This is a genomic window from Niallia sp. FSL W8-0177, from assembly GCF_038006285.1.
GTDB lineage: Bacteria > Bacillota > Bacilli > Bacillales > Cytobacillaceae > Niallia > Niallia circulans_A.
Genome location: NZ_JBBOUX010000001.1, coordinates 2,396,711 through 2,411,659 on the forward strand (window position 1 = coordinate 2,396,711; position 14,949 = coordinate 2,411,659).

Annotated in this window: 16 protein-coding genes; 3 read left to right on the forward strand and 13 right to left on the reverse strand. The window is 34.8% G+C overall.

What is annotated here, in order from left to right; translation table 11 throughout:
• Window positions 1–172: 172 nt before the first annotated feature.
• Window positions 173–676, forward strand: a complete 504-nt coding sequence (locus NST77_RS11885; protein WP_095333899.1) for a DinB family protein — start codon at window positions 173–175, stop codon at window positions 674–676.
• A gap of 274 nt (window positions 677–950) precedes the next feature.
• On the opposite strand, the gene NST77_RS11890 is transcribed toward NST77_RS11885, so the two are convergent.
• The 7 genes from NST77_RS11890 to NST77_RS11920 form a co-directional block, all read right to left on the reverse strand.
• A complete protein-coding gene (locus NST77_RS11890; protein WP_095333897.1) occupies window positions 951–1,151 on the reverse strand; it encodes a hypothetical protein in 201 nt (66 codons plus the stop codon).
• 98 nt (window positions 1,152–1,249) lie between these two features.
• Entirely contained in the window at window positions 1,250–2,023 is a 774-nt protein-coding gene (locus NST77_RS11895; RefSeq protein WP_341123004.1) for a DUF92 domain-containing protein, read from the reverse strand.
• Complete coding sequence (locus NST77_RS11900; protein ID WP_095333895.1) at window positions 2,016–2,585, reverse strand: 5-formyltetrahydrofolate cyclo-ligase; 570 nt, start codon at window positions 2,583–2,585, stop codon at window positions 2,016–2,018. The genes NST77_RS11895 and NST77_RS11900 overlap by 8 nt, the downstream gene beginning before the upstream one ends.
• 71 nt (window positions 2,586–2,656) lie before the next feature.
• The gene (gene rpmG / locus NST77_RS11905) at window positions 2,657–2,806 is read right to left on the reverse strand and encodes a 50S ribosomal protein L33 (RefSeq protein WP_016204868.1); all 150 of its coding nucleotides are present in this window, start codon (window positions 2,804–2,806) and stop codon (window positions 2,657–2,659) included.
• 67 nt (window positions 2,807–2,873) lie between these two features.
• On the reverse strand, window positions 2,874–3,500 hold the full coding sequence (locus NST77_RS11910) for a hypothetical protein (RefSeq protein ID WP_095333893.1): 627 nt from the start codon (window positions 3,498–3,500) through the stop codon (window positions 2,874–2,876).
• Between the two features lie 25 nt (window positions 3,501–3,525).
• Entirely contained in the window at window positions 3,526–5,976 is a 2,451-nt protein-coding gene (locus NST77_RS11915) for a glycosyltransferase (RefSeq protein WP_095333891.1), read from the reverse strand.
• A complete protein-coding gene (locus NST77_RS11920) occupies window positions 5,973–6,680 on the reverse strand; it encodes a DUF4912 domain-containing protein (RefSeq protein WP_095333889.1) in 708 nt (235 codons plus the stop codon). Before NST77_RS11920 ends, NST77_RS11915 begins: the two co-directional genes overlap by 4 nt.
• Window positions 6,681–7,137: 457 nt before the next feature.
• On the opposite strand from NST77_RS11920, the gene NST77_RS11925 reads away from it, so the two are divergent.
• Window positions 7,138–7,527, forward strand: a complete 390-nt coding sequence (locus NST77_RS11925) for a hypothetical protein (RefSeq protein ID WP_095333887.1) — start codon at window positions 7,138–7,140, stop codon at window positions 7,525–7,527.
• Window positions 7,528–7,531: 4 nt separating this feature from the next.
• Entirely contained in the window at window positions 7,532–8,020 is a 489-nt protein-coding gene (locus NST77_RS11930) for an endolytic transglycosylase MltG (protein WP_095333885.1), read from the forward strand.
• Window positions 8,021–8,208: 188 nt separating this feature from the next.
• On the opposite strand, the gene phoU is transcribed toward NST77_RS11930, so the two are convergent.
• The 6 genes from phoU to NST77_RS11960 all read right to left on the reverse strand — a co-directional run bounded on the left by phoU (window position 8,209) and on the right by NST77_RS11960 (window position 14,920).
• A complete protein-coding gene (phoU, locus tag NST77_RS11935; RefSeq protein WP_095333883.1) occupies window positions 8,209–8,862 on the reverse strand; it encodes a phosphate signaling complex protein PhoU in 654 nt (217 codons plus the stop codon).
• A gap of 36 nt (window positions 8,863–8,898) precedes the next feature.
• Window positions 8,899–9,720, reverse strand: coding sequence for a phosphate ABC transporter ATP-binding protein PstB (gene pstB, locus NST77_RS11940; protein ID WP_095333881.1), 822 nt, complete (start codon window positions 9,718–9,720; stop codon window positions 8,899–8,901).
• A 20-nt stretch (window positions 9,721–9,740) separates the two neighbouring features.
• Window positions 9,741–10,619, reverse strand: coding sequence for a phosphate ABC transporter permease PstA (gene pstA, locus NST77_RS11945; protein ID WP_341123005.1), 879 nt, complete (start codon window positions 10,617–10,619; stop codon window positions 9,741–9,743).
• 1 nt (window position 10,620) lies between these two features.
• Window positions 10,621–11,571, reverse strand: coding sequence for a phosphate ABC transporter permease subunit PstC (pstC, locus tag NST77_RS11950; RefSeq protein ID WP_341123006.1), 951 nt, complete (start codon window positions 11,569–11,571; stop codon window positions 10,621–10,623).
• A 68-nt stretch (window positions 11,572–11,639) separates the two neighbouring features.
• Entirely contained in the window at window positions 11,640–12,608 is a 969-nt protein-coding gene (locus NST77_RS11955; RefSeq protein WP_095333875.1) for a PstS family phosphate ABC transporter substrate-binding protein, read from the reverse strand.
• Between the two features lie 212 nt (window positions 12,609–12,820).
• Window positions 12,821–14,920, reverse strand: a complete 2,100-nt coding sequence (locus tag NST77_RS11960; RefSeq protein ID WP_341123007.1) for a peptidoglycan D,D-transpeptidase FtsI family protein — start codon at window positions 14,918–14,920, stop codon at window positions 12,821–12,823.
• Window positions 14,921–14,949 lie beyond the last annotated feature (29 nt).

Sequence of the window (14,949 nt, forward strand, 5' to 3'; positions counted from 1 at the left end):
ATGTCGATATTCTTGATATTATTCATATAAGAACAATTGTTCGATTCGATATTAAGATAGCAAGTATTTAGCACTATGTCAAAGGATATCAAGCAATTATCGTATATAAAAAGCGGAAATTTTTCCTGTATGAAATTAAAAAACTTTGACATTTGACTATGGAGGTATTTTTATGTATGTAACGATTACAGACTTTATTAGAGAGTGGAAGTGGGAGGCAGAGCTGACTCAAAAGGTTTTAGAAGGTTTAACCGATGAATCTTTACAGCAAAAAGTCTACCCTGAAGGTCGAACATTAGGAAGAATTGTTTGGCATTTCACAACCAATATCCCTGAATATTTAGCTCATTTCGGCCTAAAAATAAATGAACTAGATAACGCAAAAATAATTCCAGCTACAGCTAAAGAAATAGCCGCAACATTTAAACTTCTCAGTTCTACTGCAATCAAAGTGATAGAAGAACAATGGACAGACGAATCCTTAAAGGACGTGCAAACCGCATTTGGCAGAGAAGAAACAAATGCTCAAATTTTAATGGGTCTCATTAAGCATATCGTTCATCACCGTGGACAAGTTACAATTCTGATGCGTCAAGCTGGAATCAAGCCTTTTGGAGTTTATGGACCATCAAAAGAAGATTGGATTCGCATAGGGGTAGACAATCCACCACTTTAAAAGTAAAAAAGATATCGTTTGTAATACTAATAGGAAAACTAAATACACTTAGCTTAGATTAGCGGGACAACTGAGTTTTTACAGTTTAAAAGCAGAGCTTAGATTCACAAGACTTTGCGCATTCAGGCATACACTGGCTGTCCGTAAATTTTTAAAAGCCAATAAGAGCAAACAATTACGTTACTTCTCTGTAATTGTTTGCTCTTATTTTTGTGAGGTTACTTATTCCCAGCTCATTTAAACGCTATTTTCCGTCTCATCAGTTCATTTTTATTCATTGATAAATCGTATTTTGCGAACGTCCAAAAACAGAATTCATTGTCATTCTTTTTACACTTGGAATATTCATTAATATTCTAACTGCATATTTACGAATAAATGGACTTCTTAATACCGTATTAATGACACGATATCGTTTTTGAAATAAATAATATCCACCTAAAACAATTAGTAAAACGGAGAATACTTTTGACATTTTTGAAATCCCTCCTATTAACTAGTTTGGTAATAATATTATTTTTTATCCATATTAACGAATGAAAATGTTCTTGTATGGACCCGGTTAAAATATTACTAAAAGAAAAAAACATATACCAACGCAGCTAAAAAACCGGAAAGAACATTTACCATATCATTATTAAAAAGTGCAAAACCCTTTGTTTTCACTAAGGTAGTGTGACATTCTACTTTTGATTCAACTATTCGACCACAAACAGGACATTTATATTCCACTTGGACAAAGGCACCTAAAAGTGTATCCACGATATTACCTAAAAATCCAAAAACAAGGATGACCACAAAACTACCAGGCTCCAGAGCAAATAAGAAATTCGCTGTTAAAGCTATTAATAGTGATCCAGCAAATGCTGCAATTGTTCCTAGGACACTGACCGCTCCCGACGTTCCAGTGGCCGCTTGTTTAAACGTTCGAACAGAGATTGGCTTTTTCTTGCTTAACGATCCAATCTCTGATGCCCATGTGTCCGAGTTGGCAGCCGCTAGAAGTATGGCGAATACAATAATCCAGACTGATTCTTTTGTAAAAAAATAGATGATACCAACTATTGCTGCAAAGCCTCCATTCGCCATAACTTGCCATGCATCACGTCTCGACCCTTTTTTGGTTTTGTCCTCCATCGTCTGTTTCGTTTTGCTTTTGTATTTTGAAAACATACTAGAAGAAACAAAAAATACTCCTAGAACTACTAATCCTTTAGAGCCAAATCCTAGCGCAATTCCGCTCCCAACAAAAAAAGCCGCGATCGCACCACTCTTCGTTAATGACCTGCGTTTATATGCCAAATAAGAGACAAACAAAATGACTACTGCATACATCATACTACTCATTTGCGCAAATAATTCCTTCATTTGTAATGATTTTCTGAACAGCTAGATCATGGTTCTCAATGGGAATTTGCTGCTGTATTTGCATGGAAAATGCCAGTGATATTGTTTGTCCATCATAATTTTGCAAAAATCGGTCATAATAACCGCCCCCAAATCCTAATCTATATCCTTTAGGCGAAAAGGCTAATCCAGGAACTAGCAGTAAATCAATTTGTTTGGAATCCGTTTGTTTCGTTTTTTCTATAACTGGTTCAAACAGGTTACTATAGACCGATTCAAGTTGATTAAATTGCTCTAATTCGCGAAAACTCATTTGTCTAGTTGCAGGTATGCACTTTGGAACACTTACTTTTTTGCCTAATTTCCAAGCTGTACGAATAATTTGGTATGTATCCACCTCAGGAAATTTGGAAATGGTTATCCCAATATGACTAGCAGAGATAAAGGCAGCATCATTATATAATCGGGAAGCTATTTGGTAGGACATATGCTCATATAGTGGTTTATTAATTGACTGGAGTTGTTTTATCATTTCTGATCGGAAATGTTTTTTTTCCTGCATTTTATGTACACCTTCTTTACAATTTTCGTTATAAATATGAAAAAAAAACAGAAGGGATATCCCCCTTCTGCTTATTTTGTTTCACGATGAACTGTAGTACGTTTTTCTCTTGAGCAATATTTTTTTAGCTCAAGACGATCTGGATTATTTCGTTTATTTTTTTTAGAAATGTAGTTACGATCACCACATTCAGTGCAAGCTAACGTAATGTTTACACGCATGTTTATTTCCCTCCAAACTATAGGTTGCTAGTTCGTGCATACGACTTTTATATGATAACATCTTTTGTTAGGAAATGCTAGTACTTGTTTGCATTAGAATATGATTCATATCTAAAATATCCTTTTTTTCTGTCCCCATAATGGACCAAGCGCGACTAATACCAGTTGATTGAGGCATTACCTCCATATTTAAAGAAAAAATACTTACACTGGAGCCTTTTGCCATAGGCTGATATTTTAGGACTCCATTTTGATTATTGCTCCATATATGATCAGTATGCACATTCCAGAGAGGTTGTACGGTTCTCTGTTCCATGCTGTTTGAGTTATGTTCTCCATTTACTAAATATAGCTGGTCATCAATGGAATGATAGATAACGTTTTCCGTAGGTGATACAAAAGAAAGATGATTATGAAAAGCTTTTGAAAAATAATTCAACACTAGGATTTTCATTTTTTGGGGTTCTTGAGAGTGATTTCTGACGAAAATCTCATTATATTGAATTTTCGAGTGCTTGTGTATTTGTTTTACATGAACGGAAATAGAATGTTCTGGTATTAATTTTTCATAACCATTTTGAATCCAATACGTTTTTCCATCAACCCAGATTCCAGGAGTTGTCGTTATTTTTTTTACTAATAACTTTCTTTGAACACTTTGATAGTCTTTTTGTAAATTGGCCTCAATTTTCATTCTTCCTTCACCTACTCTAATATTTTTAATTAGATATGGATTCCTTCACCTTTGCCTGTACAATCAATTCATCAAAAACTCTTTTTGTCTCTTCGCCAATTCGATTCCAGCTAAAAAGCTGGCTAACTAATATTTGCCCCTTCTTACCAATTTCTTTACCTACGACTGGATTTTCTAACAAATACTCGATATTCTTTACTAAGTTCTCTGCATTATTTGTTTCCATATATAGTCCTGTTTCTCCATCCTTAATAATTCCTTTTAAGCCGCCTGTCTGGGATACAATCGTTGGAATGGCGAAAACAAGGGATTCTAATGCTACGATTCCAAATGGTTCATAGGAACTTGGTATAACAACTATATCTGCTTGTGCATAGAGTGCATTCTTCTGTTCTTCCTGCAAATAGCCTATTAAATGAACACTTTCTGCTAATTGATGTCTCTCAATAAATTGTTGATATTCGTCATACATTGGACCGATTCCAGCAATAACAAAACATAGATCATTTCGCTTTTTATGCAATTTTCTTGCTGCTTCTAATAATGTTCCAAAGCCTTTTTCTTTTACCATTCTCCCCATGGCAAAAACAACTTTTTTGTTGTCTCTTGAGAAATTATCAACCGGAGCTGCTGAAACGGCTTCCTTTTTCAGCATTTCGACTCCATTGGGAATGATATTAATTTTCGTTTGTTCTACATCAAAAATAGTCATTATCTCATTCTGCATATATTCACTGCACACAATTAAAGAATCAGCTGTGTCTATTAACTGTCTTTCTTGCCTATGGATAAATTTCTGCATTTCCGTATAGATACCACCGTTTCTTCCATGCTCAGTTGCATGGATGGTAGCTATTAAAGGAATATTTAATTGATTCTTTAAAGAAATAGCAGCTGCACCTACTAGCCAATCATGTGCTTGCACTAATTCAAATGTTGTGTTCTTTCCTATCTCTATTGCTTTTTCCCACATTGCTAAATTTAAGCCGCCAATCCAGTGAATAAAGTTTTGCTCTTTACTATAAATCGGCTTAACTCGATAAACAAATAAGCCAGCCTTTTCTTCTACATCTTCTGGATTTTTGTTCATCGCTTGTGCTGTAACAAGATGAACTTCATAGCCATTTTTTATTAAACTATTTGTTAACCCAACTACATGAGCACCAAGACCACCAACTAGATTGGGCGGGTACTCCCAAGATAAGATTAAAATGCTCTTCTTGTTTGTTGGTTCCTTTTGAGACCGAACCGTTTTATGGTTCTGGATTGTTGTATTTAAAATTGGTTGTTCTCTTTCTCTTAAGGAAAGCCAGTCTTTATCGATTGGTCCTATCCAAAATCCGCTTAACTTCTTTGCCGCTTCTAGATGGTTTGTTACTTCTTCACTTGTCCAATTATCTTGATAAAGGAGAGCGCTTAATAACAACCATTCCTTTTCCAATTGCTTTTGCACTCTATTAGTTGCTGGTGGTAAAGAAATTTGTCTCCATTCATGAAGCTCTCTTTCCAAAAATGCTAAAGCAGCATAGAAAGAACTATGTGTAACAACCGCCTCTCCCCCTCTACGTTCTAGGAAGGAAGCACAGAGATGGACACGATCCATTCCTTGACTGAATTGCTTTATATATGTTTCAGGCATGATATGAACCACATAGCCTTCATCATTTAAATAACGAATACTTTTATTCAGCTCGTCTGTTATCTTCACATAGTCAGCTAAATCAATTGATAAGGATAAAATGGACTCATTTATGTATGGAGGATAGGATTCTAGCAAATCTAATAACCATTTATCCCATATTTGTTTCGTTACATTCTCCCCTTTAAAAAGTTGATACAGCTTTTCTTCAACAGGAAAAAACACAATATTATGTGGTGATTCAACTGCAATACCTGTACCGCTTGGTAAGGGATCACTATGATTGATTGTCTTACTGTTAAGATAGCTATAAGAAAAGTTCTCTTTATTCAAATATAAATCTAAACCAGGTGAAAAATTTCCTTCTGGAAACCAGAATCCTGTCGGTCGGTAGTCTAAATAATCATCAATAATAGATAAGCCTATCTCTATTTGTAATTGAATACCTGTACTTGTCGATACATTTGATAAAGGCGAAAAGGAAGCGGGACTTGCCAGCAATTCGATCCGCTTTTCTTGAAGAAGCGACTTAAGGACCTTTAATAGATTTTTTTCTTTTTCTATCCAGAAAGAATACAATTCATCATCGCAACAGTATTTTTCTAAAAATTCTGTTATTTCTTCTCGAAATGACTGCACATCAAGCAGTTCGAGAAAAATTGGCGGCACAACAATTTGAATGGTATATGGAAGTTGATTCTTTTCTGTTTCGAAAAGAAACTTGATAAAGTTAATAGTTTGTGTATATAATTCCTTTTTCTTCTGTTTATCTTTTGAAAAATAGTTCATAAAAGGAATCTTATTAATTACAATCAGCTGAAAATAAGAACCATTCATTTCTTTTTCACATCCTCTTGCTCTTCTAATTCATAATAACTATAAGTGCTTACATGTTCAATCCAATTCGGGACAGAAACATCCCCATTCTCCCACTCCTGTAAATCCTTTGCTAGTTGGCCTGTTTGGTTATGGGCAGTTCTCGGTGTATGCAAGGGATTTGACTGTAATATCGGTAAAAAGGATTGATACACATCAAGAACCCCTATTTCAAAACAAAAACTTCTATTTGGTGATAAGTCCTGTAACACAACTGATTCTTGCCTATTTTCAACAGGCAGAATACGAGAATTATGCGCATTTCTTCCATTATAGATAATGCTAGTTATATCATTAATCTTTACTGCAAGCGAACAAGTTTCCGGATCAATATCATAATAAGTTGAAATTAACTGCCATTTTCCTTCGGGAATTCTCCAAAATATTAATGCAGTGTCTTCTGACGTTAACCAAGCCTCCATCCCATTTTTCTTTGCTAATAAATCAACGCTTGTCCAAAAGCTTTCCGTTATATATGATTCCTGCTTTTGCATTTGGATTGCCTTCTTTTGCTCCTCTGCTTGTCCAACATTCCCATCTTGTTCTTGTTCCTTCACATATTTTTTCCATTGGTACTGAACTTTTCCTACAGTTGAATTTAGTTCGATGGCAATTTTCCGGAAAGACAGTCCTTTACGTCTTAAATTTACAATTTGTTCAATCAATAGAAATTGCACCTCTTTCTAAATTTTATTTATCAAATGTCATTTCATTTCATAGGTGTATGTACCGCAATTTACTAGTATATGCATACAAGATTCCTTTTAGTTCGCTAATTATATCTATTATGTTACCACTGAATGAGTATTGCCACAACGAACAGATTTTGTCGGATTATGCTTAAACATACATACGTTTATTGTAATGGAGCAAAAAATTTTTTTTTGCCTTTTTCCATTAGCTATTACAACATCGATTCGACATATGGTTTTAAAAATTCCAGATGAATTACGACATATTCTTAACTGTTTCGCACATCTATTCGAATATTGTCACCCACGATCTTGATTTAATAGGAATTACCGATAGTTAATGATAAAATATCTTTAGCTTGCATTGTTCTTCTTTAGGTCTCTTATTATTTATATCATTTGAAATGAAGATTTTATTCTGAGGTGAATTATGTTAATTGTAATGTTAGTAATTATAGGAATTTCTTTATTCCTTCTTATTCTGTCTCTTTTCCTTCGTGATCCCATTAAAGATTTACGAGAGGAAATAGATCAGCTTTCCATTCAACAAGTACAAGAGCTATACAAAATAAAAAAGAAATTAAAACTATTAGAAGAAGAGTTAATGATCGGTGAGGAAGATTTTTCTTTAAAGCCATCTTCTACCCTAAAAAAACCATCCGCAATGGAAAGGGATAAACCACAGCCCATTCACGCTATTATTAAAAACCAAGTCTGGACCCTTGCAGCAAGTGGTGTACCAATTGAGCAGATTGCCAGTCAATCTTCCTTATCTATCACTCAAGTTCAGCAAATTATAAAGGAAAGGGTCGAAAAGTAACTAAATGAAAAAACATAGTTTACGTTCATTTGCCATCGGAATGCTCCTTTCAGCAAGCATTATTGGAAGTTTTTATTACTATTTAGAAAATAAAAGTCAAGAACAAGCAACGATAAGTGTATCTGAAGCAACATCCTATCTTCAAACAAAGGGGTTTACTGTGTTAGCAGAGGACGAATATAATAATTTACAAAAGCAAATAGCAGAGAAGAAACAAGAGCAAGCAAAATCAGCAGCAAATGAAAAAGAGAAAACACAAGAAGAGCCAACAGAAGAACAACAAGATAACATTGCCTATACGTTAAAAGTTAAAAGCGGTATGAGCATTTCTGAAATTGCTGAGTTATTATATAAAGAAAAAATCGTCAAAGATCAAGAAGAGTTTGAAACATACTTAATTGATAATGGCTACCATACCAAAATTCAAGTTGGCAGCTTTCCTTTAACTAGTGACATGAGTCATAAAAAAATTGCCGAAACTCTTACAAAATAAACGAACTGGAACATAATTAAATAAGTAATCTAAAAGGTCGAACAATCCATATTTAGCTATTAAGTATAAATGAAGCACACTAATTAGTTAAAAGCTATGAAATAATGAAACCCCAAATATTATAGAGATGTTGTTAGTATCTCCGTATAATATTTGGGGTGAAATCCTTTGTTCCGGTCTTTTTTTATTTACCAATCATATTGTCGGCCTTTAACTAAATAGAAAATATTTTCAGCTATATTAGTAGTATGATCTGCTGCTCTTTCTAAATAACGACAGACAAATGTCAATTGCGAAATTTGCTGTAAATACTCAGGTTTATTTTTACTAATTTCTAAAAGCTCCACAAACGCTTGTTTATTTAAAGCATCTACCTCATCATCCATTTCCGCGATTTTTCGAGCTAGTTTTGTGTCTTCTTTATTATAAGCATTTAAGGATAAGCGCAGCATTTCGTTAGTAATCCCTAACATTTTTTTAACATGTATCATCGGTTTCACTAATTCTTGATTCCCAATTCGAATAGTAGCTTTTGCAATATTAACAGCAAAATCTGCGATTCTTTCAATATCAGTCGCAATCTTAATTCCAACAATAATCCTTCTTAAATCAATTGCTACAGGTGCCTGCTTCGCAATTAATAGAATCGCAAAGTCATTTATTTCTTCATACAAATGATCAGCCTTTTGATCATCATCAATAATTTCTAAAGCCATTTCTATATTTTGTGTTTCAAGTGCTTCTAATGATCTTTCAAGAGCTTGAATCGAAAATTCACCAAGCTCTGTCAGTTTCTCTTGCAGTTCCTTAAGCCCTGCTTCAAATTTCTCTCTAACTGGCATAGTAAGATCTCCTTTTTCGGAATTCAGCTTAATTAATTATCCAAATCTACCTGTAATATAATCTTCTGTTCTTTTATCCTTTGGATTAGAGAATATTTTATCGGTTACATCAAACTCTATTACTTCTCCATTTAAAAAGAATGCTGTTTTATCAGAGATACGGGCTGCTTGCTGCATATTATGTGTAACAATAATAATGCTGTAGTTTTCTTTTAGTTCTTGAACTAACTCTTCCACTTTTAATGTCGAAATTGGATCAAGTGCAGAGGTTGGCTCATCCATAAGAATAACATCTGGTTCAATTGCAAGACATCTTGCAATACAAAGACGCTGTTGTTGTCCACCAGAAAGTCCATATGCATTTTGGTTTAATCTATCTTTTACTTCGTCCCAAATTGCCGCTCCCCTTAAACTTTTCTCGACAATTTCATTTAAAATTTTCTTATCTCGTATCCCATGAATTTTTGGTCCATATGCAACATTTTCATAAATAGATTTGGGAAATGGATTTGGTTTTTGAAAGACCATTCCAACTTTTGTTCTTAGTTCTTCCACTCCGTAATCTTTATCAAAAATATTTCTGCCACGATAATTAATTTCCCCTGAAGTTTTTACACTTGGCACTAATTCAATCATCCGATTTAAAGTTTTGATATATGTTGATTTACCACAGCCTGATGGTCCAATAATAGAAGTTACTTCATTTTCGATAATGTCTAAATCTATATTTTTCAGCGCATGGTTATCCCCATACCACAAATTAAGCTGATTTGTTTTATAAACAGAGTTTTTCACTCTACTGTCTGTAGCATTTATTTCTACTGCTTTTTTAATTTTATCTGCAAAAACTGTACTCATTTGAAGTTCCCCCTACACGTTTAATAACGTTTTTGAAATTTATTTCGAATTAATACTGCAATAGAATTCATTAAAATCAATAAAACTAAAAGAACAATTATTCCTGCTGCTGCAAGACTCTGAAACTCTTCTTGCGGTCTTCCTGTCCAGTTATAGATTTGCATTGGCAGCACTGTAAACATATCAAAAACAGTTCTCGGCAAGAATGCTAGGAATAAAGGTAAACCTAATACTACTAGTGGAGCAGTTTCGCCAATTGCCCGAGAAAGTGCCAATATTCCTCCAGTTAAAATACCTGGTATAGCTGCAGGCATGACTACTCTGACAATTGTCTGCCATTTCGTTGCTCCCATTCCAAGAGAGGCTTCTCTTAATTCACTAGGAACGGATCGAATAGCTTCCTGAGCTGCAACAATAATGATTGGCAATACTAATAAGCTCATTGTTAAGCCTGCTGCAAGGACACTTGTTCCAAGTGTCAAAGCACGAACAAATAGTGTCAATCCTAATAGACCAAAAACAATGGATGGTACACCCGCAAGATTCGATATATTAATCTGAATAAAATTCGTAAATCTATTTTTACTTGCGTATTCTTCTAAATATATCGCCGTGCCCACTCCAATCAAAAGTGATACAGGTGCAACTACCGCCATAAGCCACACTGTTCCTATCAATGCAGTATAGACGCCAGCATTTTCAGGTTTACGGGAAGGTAAGCTTGTTAAAAACTGAAAATCTAAATAGCCAATTCCTTGAGTCAATACTCGATAAAAAAGGACACCAAGAACAATTAAACCAAATAAAGTTGCGCTAAAAAATAATCCTTTCATTATGATGTTTTTCATTAATCTTGGTTTCATTCGCTTAATAACTTCTGCATGGTTTACTAACTTCATCTTAATATTCCTCCCTAAAACGACGAGAAATGTACTGAGCAAGCAGATTCATCAAGAAAGTGAACAGGAATAATGTAAATCCAACCGCATAAATGCTGTAATAAATCGTTGTTCCATATCCTGCATCTCCTTGACTTACTTGAACAATATAGGCTGTCATAGTTTGTATAGATTCTGTTACATTGAAGCTTAGATTAGGTGTACTGCCTCCTGCAACTGCGACAATCATTGTTTCCCCAATTGCTCTTGATAAAGCTAATACAATGGAAGAAACAATTCCAGAAACTGCAGCAGGTAAGACTACCTTTAAAGCAACTTCTAATTTAGTAGAACCCATTGCTAATGCTCCTTCCCGCATTGCTCTGGGAACAGCACTCATTGCATCTTCTGATAAAGAAGCAATCATTGGCGTAATCATAATCCCAATAACAATTCCTGGACTTAAAGCATTAAACATTTCTAAAGAAGGAATAACGGATCTAAGTAATGGTGTTATAAATGTTAAAGCGAAAAAACCGTAGACAATTGTAGGAATACCAGCAAGTACTTCTAAAATTGGCTTAATTATTCTTCTTGTTCTATCACTCGCGTATTCACTTAAAAAAATGGCAGATGCCAACCCTATTGGCACAGCAACAATCCCAGCAATCAGCGTTACTTTTAACGTTCCAGACACAAGTGGCATGATTCCAAAAGAACCTGGATCAGAAAATGGATACCATGATTTACTTGTTAAGAACTCTTTTATATTCACTCTTTCGAAAAAAGTAAATGTTTCCATTACTAATGTAAATAGAATACCGAGCGTCGTTAATACCGAAAAGATTGCAGTAATCAATAATACTTTAGGCATAATTTTTTCTAACAGCTTACTTAAATTATTTTTTTGTTTTTTTTCAGCAATTAATTCTTGTACAGATCTTGCATGCACATTTGTCGTTTGTTTAATCATGCTTTTAAGTCCCCCTTAATCCAACAGCAAGATGGAAAGCTAAGTACAAAGCTTTCCATCAAAACTTATTACTTAAGTCCTTCGATTAATTCTAAATCTTTTTTGTATTCCTCATCTGGCAATTTTACATAGCCTACATCTTCTGATAAGTCAGCCGCATTTTCAATCATGAATTCTACAAAATCAGCTACTTCATCTTTTTTCACCGATTCATTTTTTACATAAGTGAATAATGGTCTTGATAATGGGGAATATTCGCCACTTTCAACCGTTTCATTTGTTGGTTCAACCGGGCCGTTCCCTCCGTCGATTGGTACTACTTTCAACTTATCTTTGTTTTCAGCATAATAAGCATAGCCAAAGTATCCAATTGCGTTTTTATCGCCTGTTACCCCTTGTACTAAAATATTATCGTCTTCTGATAATGTCGCTGCTTTAGCAATTGGCTGCTCTTCTAAAATCACTTCATCAAAATAATCGAATGTTCCAGAATCAGTTCCTGGAGAATAATATTTAATTTCTTCTTCTGGCCATCCTTCACGGATATCAGACCATTTTTTTGTTGTACCATCTTCAAGCCAGATTTTCTTTAATTCATCTAATGTTAAGTGGTCAACCCATGTGTTATCTTTATTCACTACAACAGATAAACCGTCATATGCTAATCTTAATTCTGTATAGTCAATTCCTTTTGATTCTAACTCTGATTTTTCTTCATCCTTAATTGGACGGGATGCATTACTGAAATCTGTTTCCCCTGCAATAAATGCTTTGAAGCCACCACCTGTACCAGATGATGCTACAGAAACTTTCACGTTTGGCTGCTCTGCTTGGTATTCTTCAACGATTGCTTCCATAATTGGATATACAGTTGATGAACCGTCTAATTTTATTTGGCCAGATAATTGTTCAGTTCCATTATCTTTTGATGAATCAGATGACTTAGATGAACTGGCATCGTTATTTCCACCACACGCTGATAATGCTAACATTGTTCCAATCATTGCTGTCAATCCTACTGTTTTAAGGCTCTTCATTTTTCTCTTTACCCCCTAAGGATGCTTGTTTTGTTTACAAGATAACTATAAGACTTTAGTATTAACTTGGTTTTAACTATTTGTAAATCAATGTAAACACATTGTAAATTTAGAGGGTTTTCGCCCTATTTTTGTTAATTGGGGTATTCCTTGTTTTTTTTATAAAAAAAGGACAAAACTAGTAAATGGTAGTTTTGTCCTTTTTGATCCTATTATTTGTCTTTTTTCTCTTCTTTTTGTCTTTCTTTTTTCAAATCAAAGTACGCATCCAATACACGTTCCCCGATTTTCTTATTGGAACCATTATCTACACTTCCTTGGTATGCCCATGGAACCATTACAGCCATTGCTACTTCTGGGTTATCGGAAGGTGCGTAGCTGATTAAGCTTAGATTCATAACTTGCGGCGGTTCTTTTCCATACTCACTGCGAGAAGGTCCATCGTAAAATGCCTCTGCTGTCCCTGTTTTTGCCGCAGGTGAATAATCCTTCCCACCTAGATTAGAATAAGCAGTACCTTTTGGAGTTTGTGCCACCATTTTAAATCCTTGCTGCACTCGTTTGATCCATTCAGGTTTAACATCAACCTTATTTAATACTTTGGGTTTAACTGTTTCTACTACTGGTCCAAGTGTACTGTCATCTGCCACTGGTTCGCGAATCTCTTTTACAATATGCGGTTCCATTCTGTTCCCGCCATTAGCAATGGTTGAAACATATTGTGCAAGCTGCATATTCGAATACGTATCATATTGTCCAATGGATAAATCCAGTAAGAAACCTGGTAATGTATCTTGTCCTTTAAAGCCAACTTGCTCATTCGGCAAATCAATACCAGTACGGATTCCAAGTCCATATTGGGCAAATTCATTTCTCACTAACGAAAAGTCAGCTAATGAAACAGATAGTGGTTTACCGTAAACATAGTTAGCACCAGCCATCTTCATCACCGTTCTAAACATATAAACATTGGATGAGCGTTGTAAAGCGGTAAGATCGCTGATTGGCCCCATAGTTGTCCACGATTTTTTGGTAGTATTTCCAATTTTCACAGGAGTATCATTCCATACGGTGCCAGGAGAAATGGCTCCTGTTTTATAACCAGTTAAGACAGTTGCACCTTTGACAACAGAACCTACGTTGTAAGTGGTTGTAATATTACCAAGCGCGTCATCTTGAACTTCCATTTTACCTGTTTTATCATTTCTCACTAGTCGTTTCCCTGCCATTGACAGGACATCCCCTGTATTTGGATTCATTAACACAACATAGGCTCGATCAAGTAATTTAGTTCCCGCAAATGTTTTTGCTTTTTTTAATTCTTCCTCAATGATTTTTTCTATTTTTAATTGAAGTTCCATGTCGATTGATAGAATCAGATCATTACCGCGTTTTCCTTCTGTAATGACGTCGGTACTGACTATATTACCTTTTTTGTCTGTTTTATTGCGAATTTTCTCTTTTTGCCCTTTTAGAACATCCTCATATTGAAGTTCTAAGTAACTGGTACCGACCCGATCATTTCTGCTATATCCTCTAGAAACATAATAATCTAATTTCTCTGCCGGCAGTCCTCTTTCGGCGGAGCTTACATTCCCTAAAACAGATTTTAGCGTATCTCCAAACGAATAGGATCTCTCCCAGTCTGTTGTGGTACCTACACCAGGTAAGGCTTCTAAATTTTCACTAACTACAGCAAATTCTTTGTCGCTTACCTCTTTATTTTTGACCATTTGCGGTGTTAGTTTGTATCCACTTATAAACTCACGATAGATAGCTAACACTTCTAAATCATGATTAGTAAGTGTTTTTATATCCTCTTCGGTAATCCGATCAAGCTGCAATTGATACACTTGCTTATTATATTCCTCTTGATCTGGATACTTCTCAGCTAAAGCTTTTTTTTCCTTTTCAGTGACTTTCTTTTCCGCTTCTTTTTTATTTTTTATAATCCAATAGTCTTTTTTCTCGCGCTCCGTCACCTTTTTCGTATCTTTCATAATATATTTTGATAGTAATTCAGCGGTTTTGAGCATATCTTCTTGTTTCGCACCAGAATTCGTATAAGTAATTGCTTTTTCTGCTACATTATCTACTATCACTTTTCCTGTTGCATCATACATTTTGCCACGTGGCACAGAGGTATTTACTGTAACATCTTCTGTTTTCTCTAATTCTCTTTTATAATCCTCACCATAAACAATCTGCACAAAGCCTAGACGCAGAATCAATGCGGAGAATAATAAAAAGACAAAAAAGAAAATAATATTAAGACGTACAGGTATCGTTTTTTTCTTTTTCTTTTTTCCCAACGTTTAATCACACTTTCCTTCGATATTCT

Excerpts from the sequence above, each read along its gene's own strand:
- NST77_RS11885 (WP_095333899.1), top strand. The coding sequence starts at position 173 with ATGTATGTAACGATTACAGACTTTATTAGAGAGTGGAAGTGGGAGGCA.
- NST77_RS11890 (WP_095333897.1), bottom strand. The coding sequence starts at position 1,151 with ATGTCAAAAGTATTCTCCGTTTTACTAATTGTTTTAGGTGGATATTAT.
- NST77_RS11895 (WP_341123004.1), bottom strand. The coding sequence starts at position 2,023 with ATGAGTAGTATGATGTATGCAGTAGTCATTTTGTTTGTCTCTTATTTG.
- NST77_RS11900 (WP_095333895.1), bottom strand. The coding sequence starts at position 2,585 with ATGCAGGAAAAAAAACATTTCCGATCAGAAATGATAAAACAACTCCAG.
- rpmG (WP_016204868.1), bottom strand. The coding sequence starts at position 2,806 with ATGCGTGTAAACATTACGTTAGCTTGCACTGAATGTGGTGATCGTAAC.
- NST77_RS11910 (WP_095333893.1), bottom strand. The coding sequence starts at position 3,500 with ATGAAAATTGAGGCCAATTTACAAAAAGACTATCAAAGTGTTCAAAGA.
- NST77_RS11915 (WP_095333891.1), bottom strand. The coding sequence starts at position 5,976 with ATGAATGGTTCTTATTTTCAGCTGATTGTAATTAATAAGATTCCTTTT.
- NST77_RS11925 (WP_095333887.1), top strand. The coding sequence starts at position 7,138 with ATGTTAATTGTAATGTTAGTAATTATAGGAATTTCTTTATTCCTTCTT.
- NST77_RS11930 (WP_095333885.1), top strand. The coding sequence starts at position 7,532 with ATGAAAAAACATAGTTTACGTTCATTTGCCATCGGAATGCTCCTTTCA.
- phoU (WP_095333883.1), bottom strand. The coding sequence starts at position 8,862 with ATGCCAGTTAGAGAGAAATTTGAAGCAGGGCTTAAGGAACTGCAAGAG.
- pstB (WP_095333881.1), bottom strand. The coding sequence starts at position 9,720 with ATGAGTACAGTTTTTGCAGATAAAATTAAAAAAGCAGTAGAAATAAAT.
- pstA (WP_341123005.1), bottom strand. The coding sequence starts at position 10,619 with ATGAAGTTAGTAAACCATGCAGAAGTTATTAAGCGAATGAAACCAAGA.
- pstC (WP_341123006.1), bottom strand. The coding sequence starts at position 11,571 with ATGATTAAACAAACGACAAATGTGCATGCAAGATCTGTACAAGAATTA.
- NST77_RS11955 (WP_095333875.1), bottom strand. The coding sequence starts at position 12,608 with ATGAAGAGCCTTAAAACAGTAGGATTGACAGCAATGATTGGAACAATG.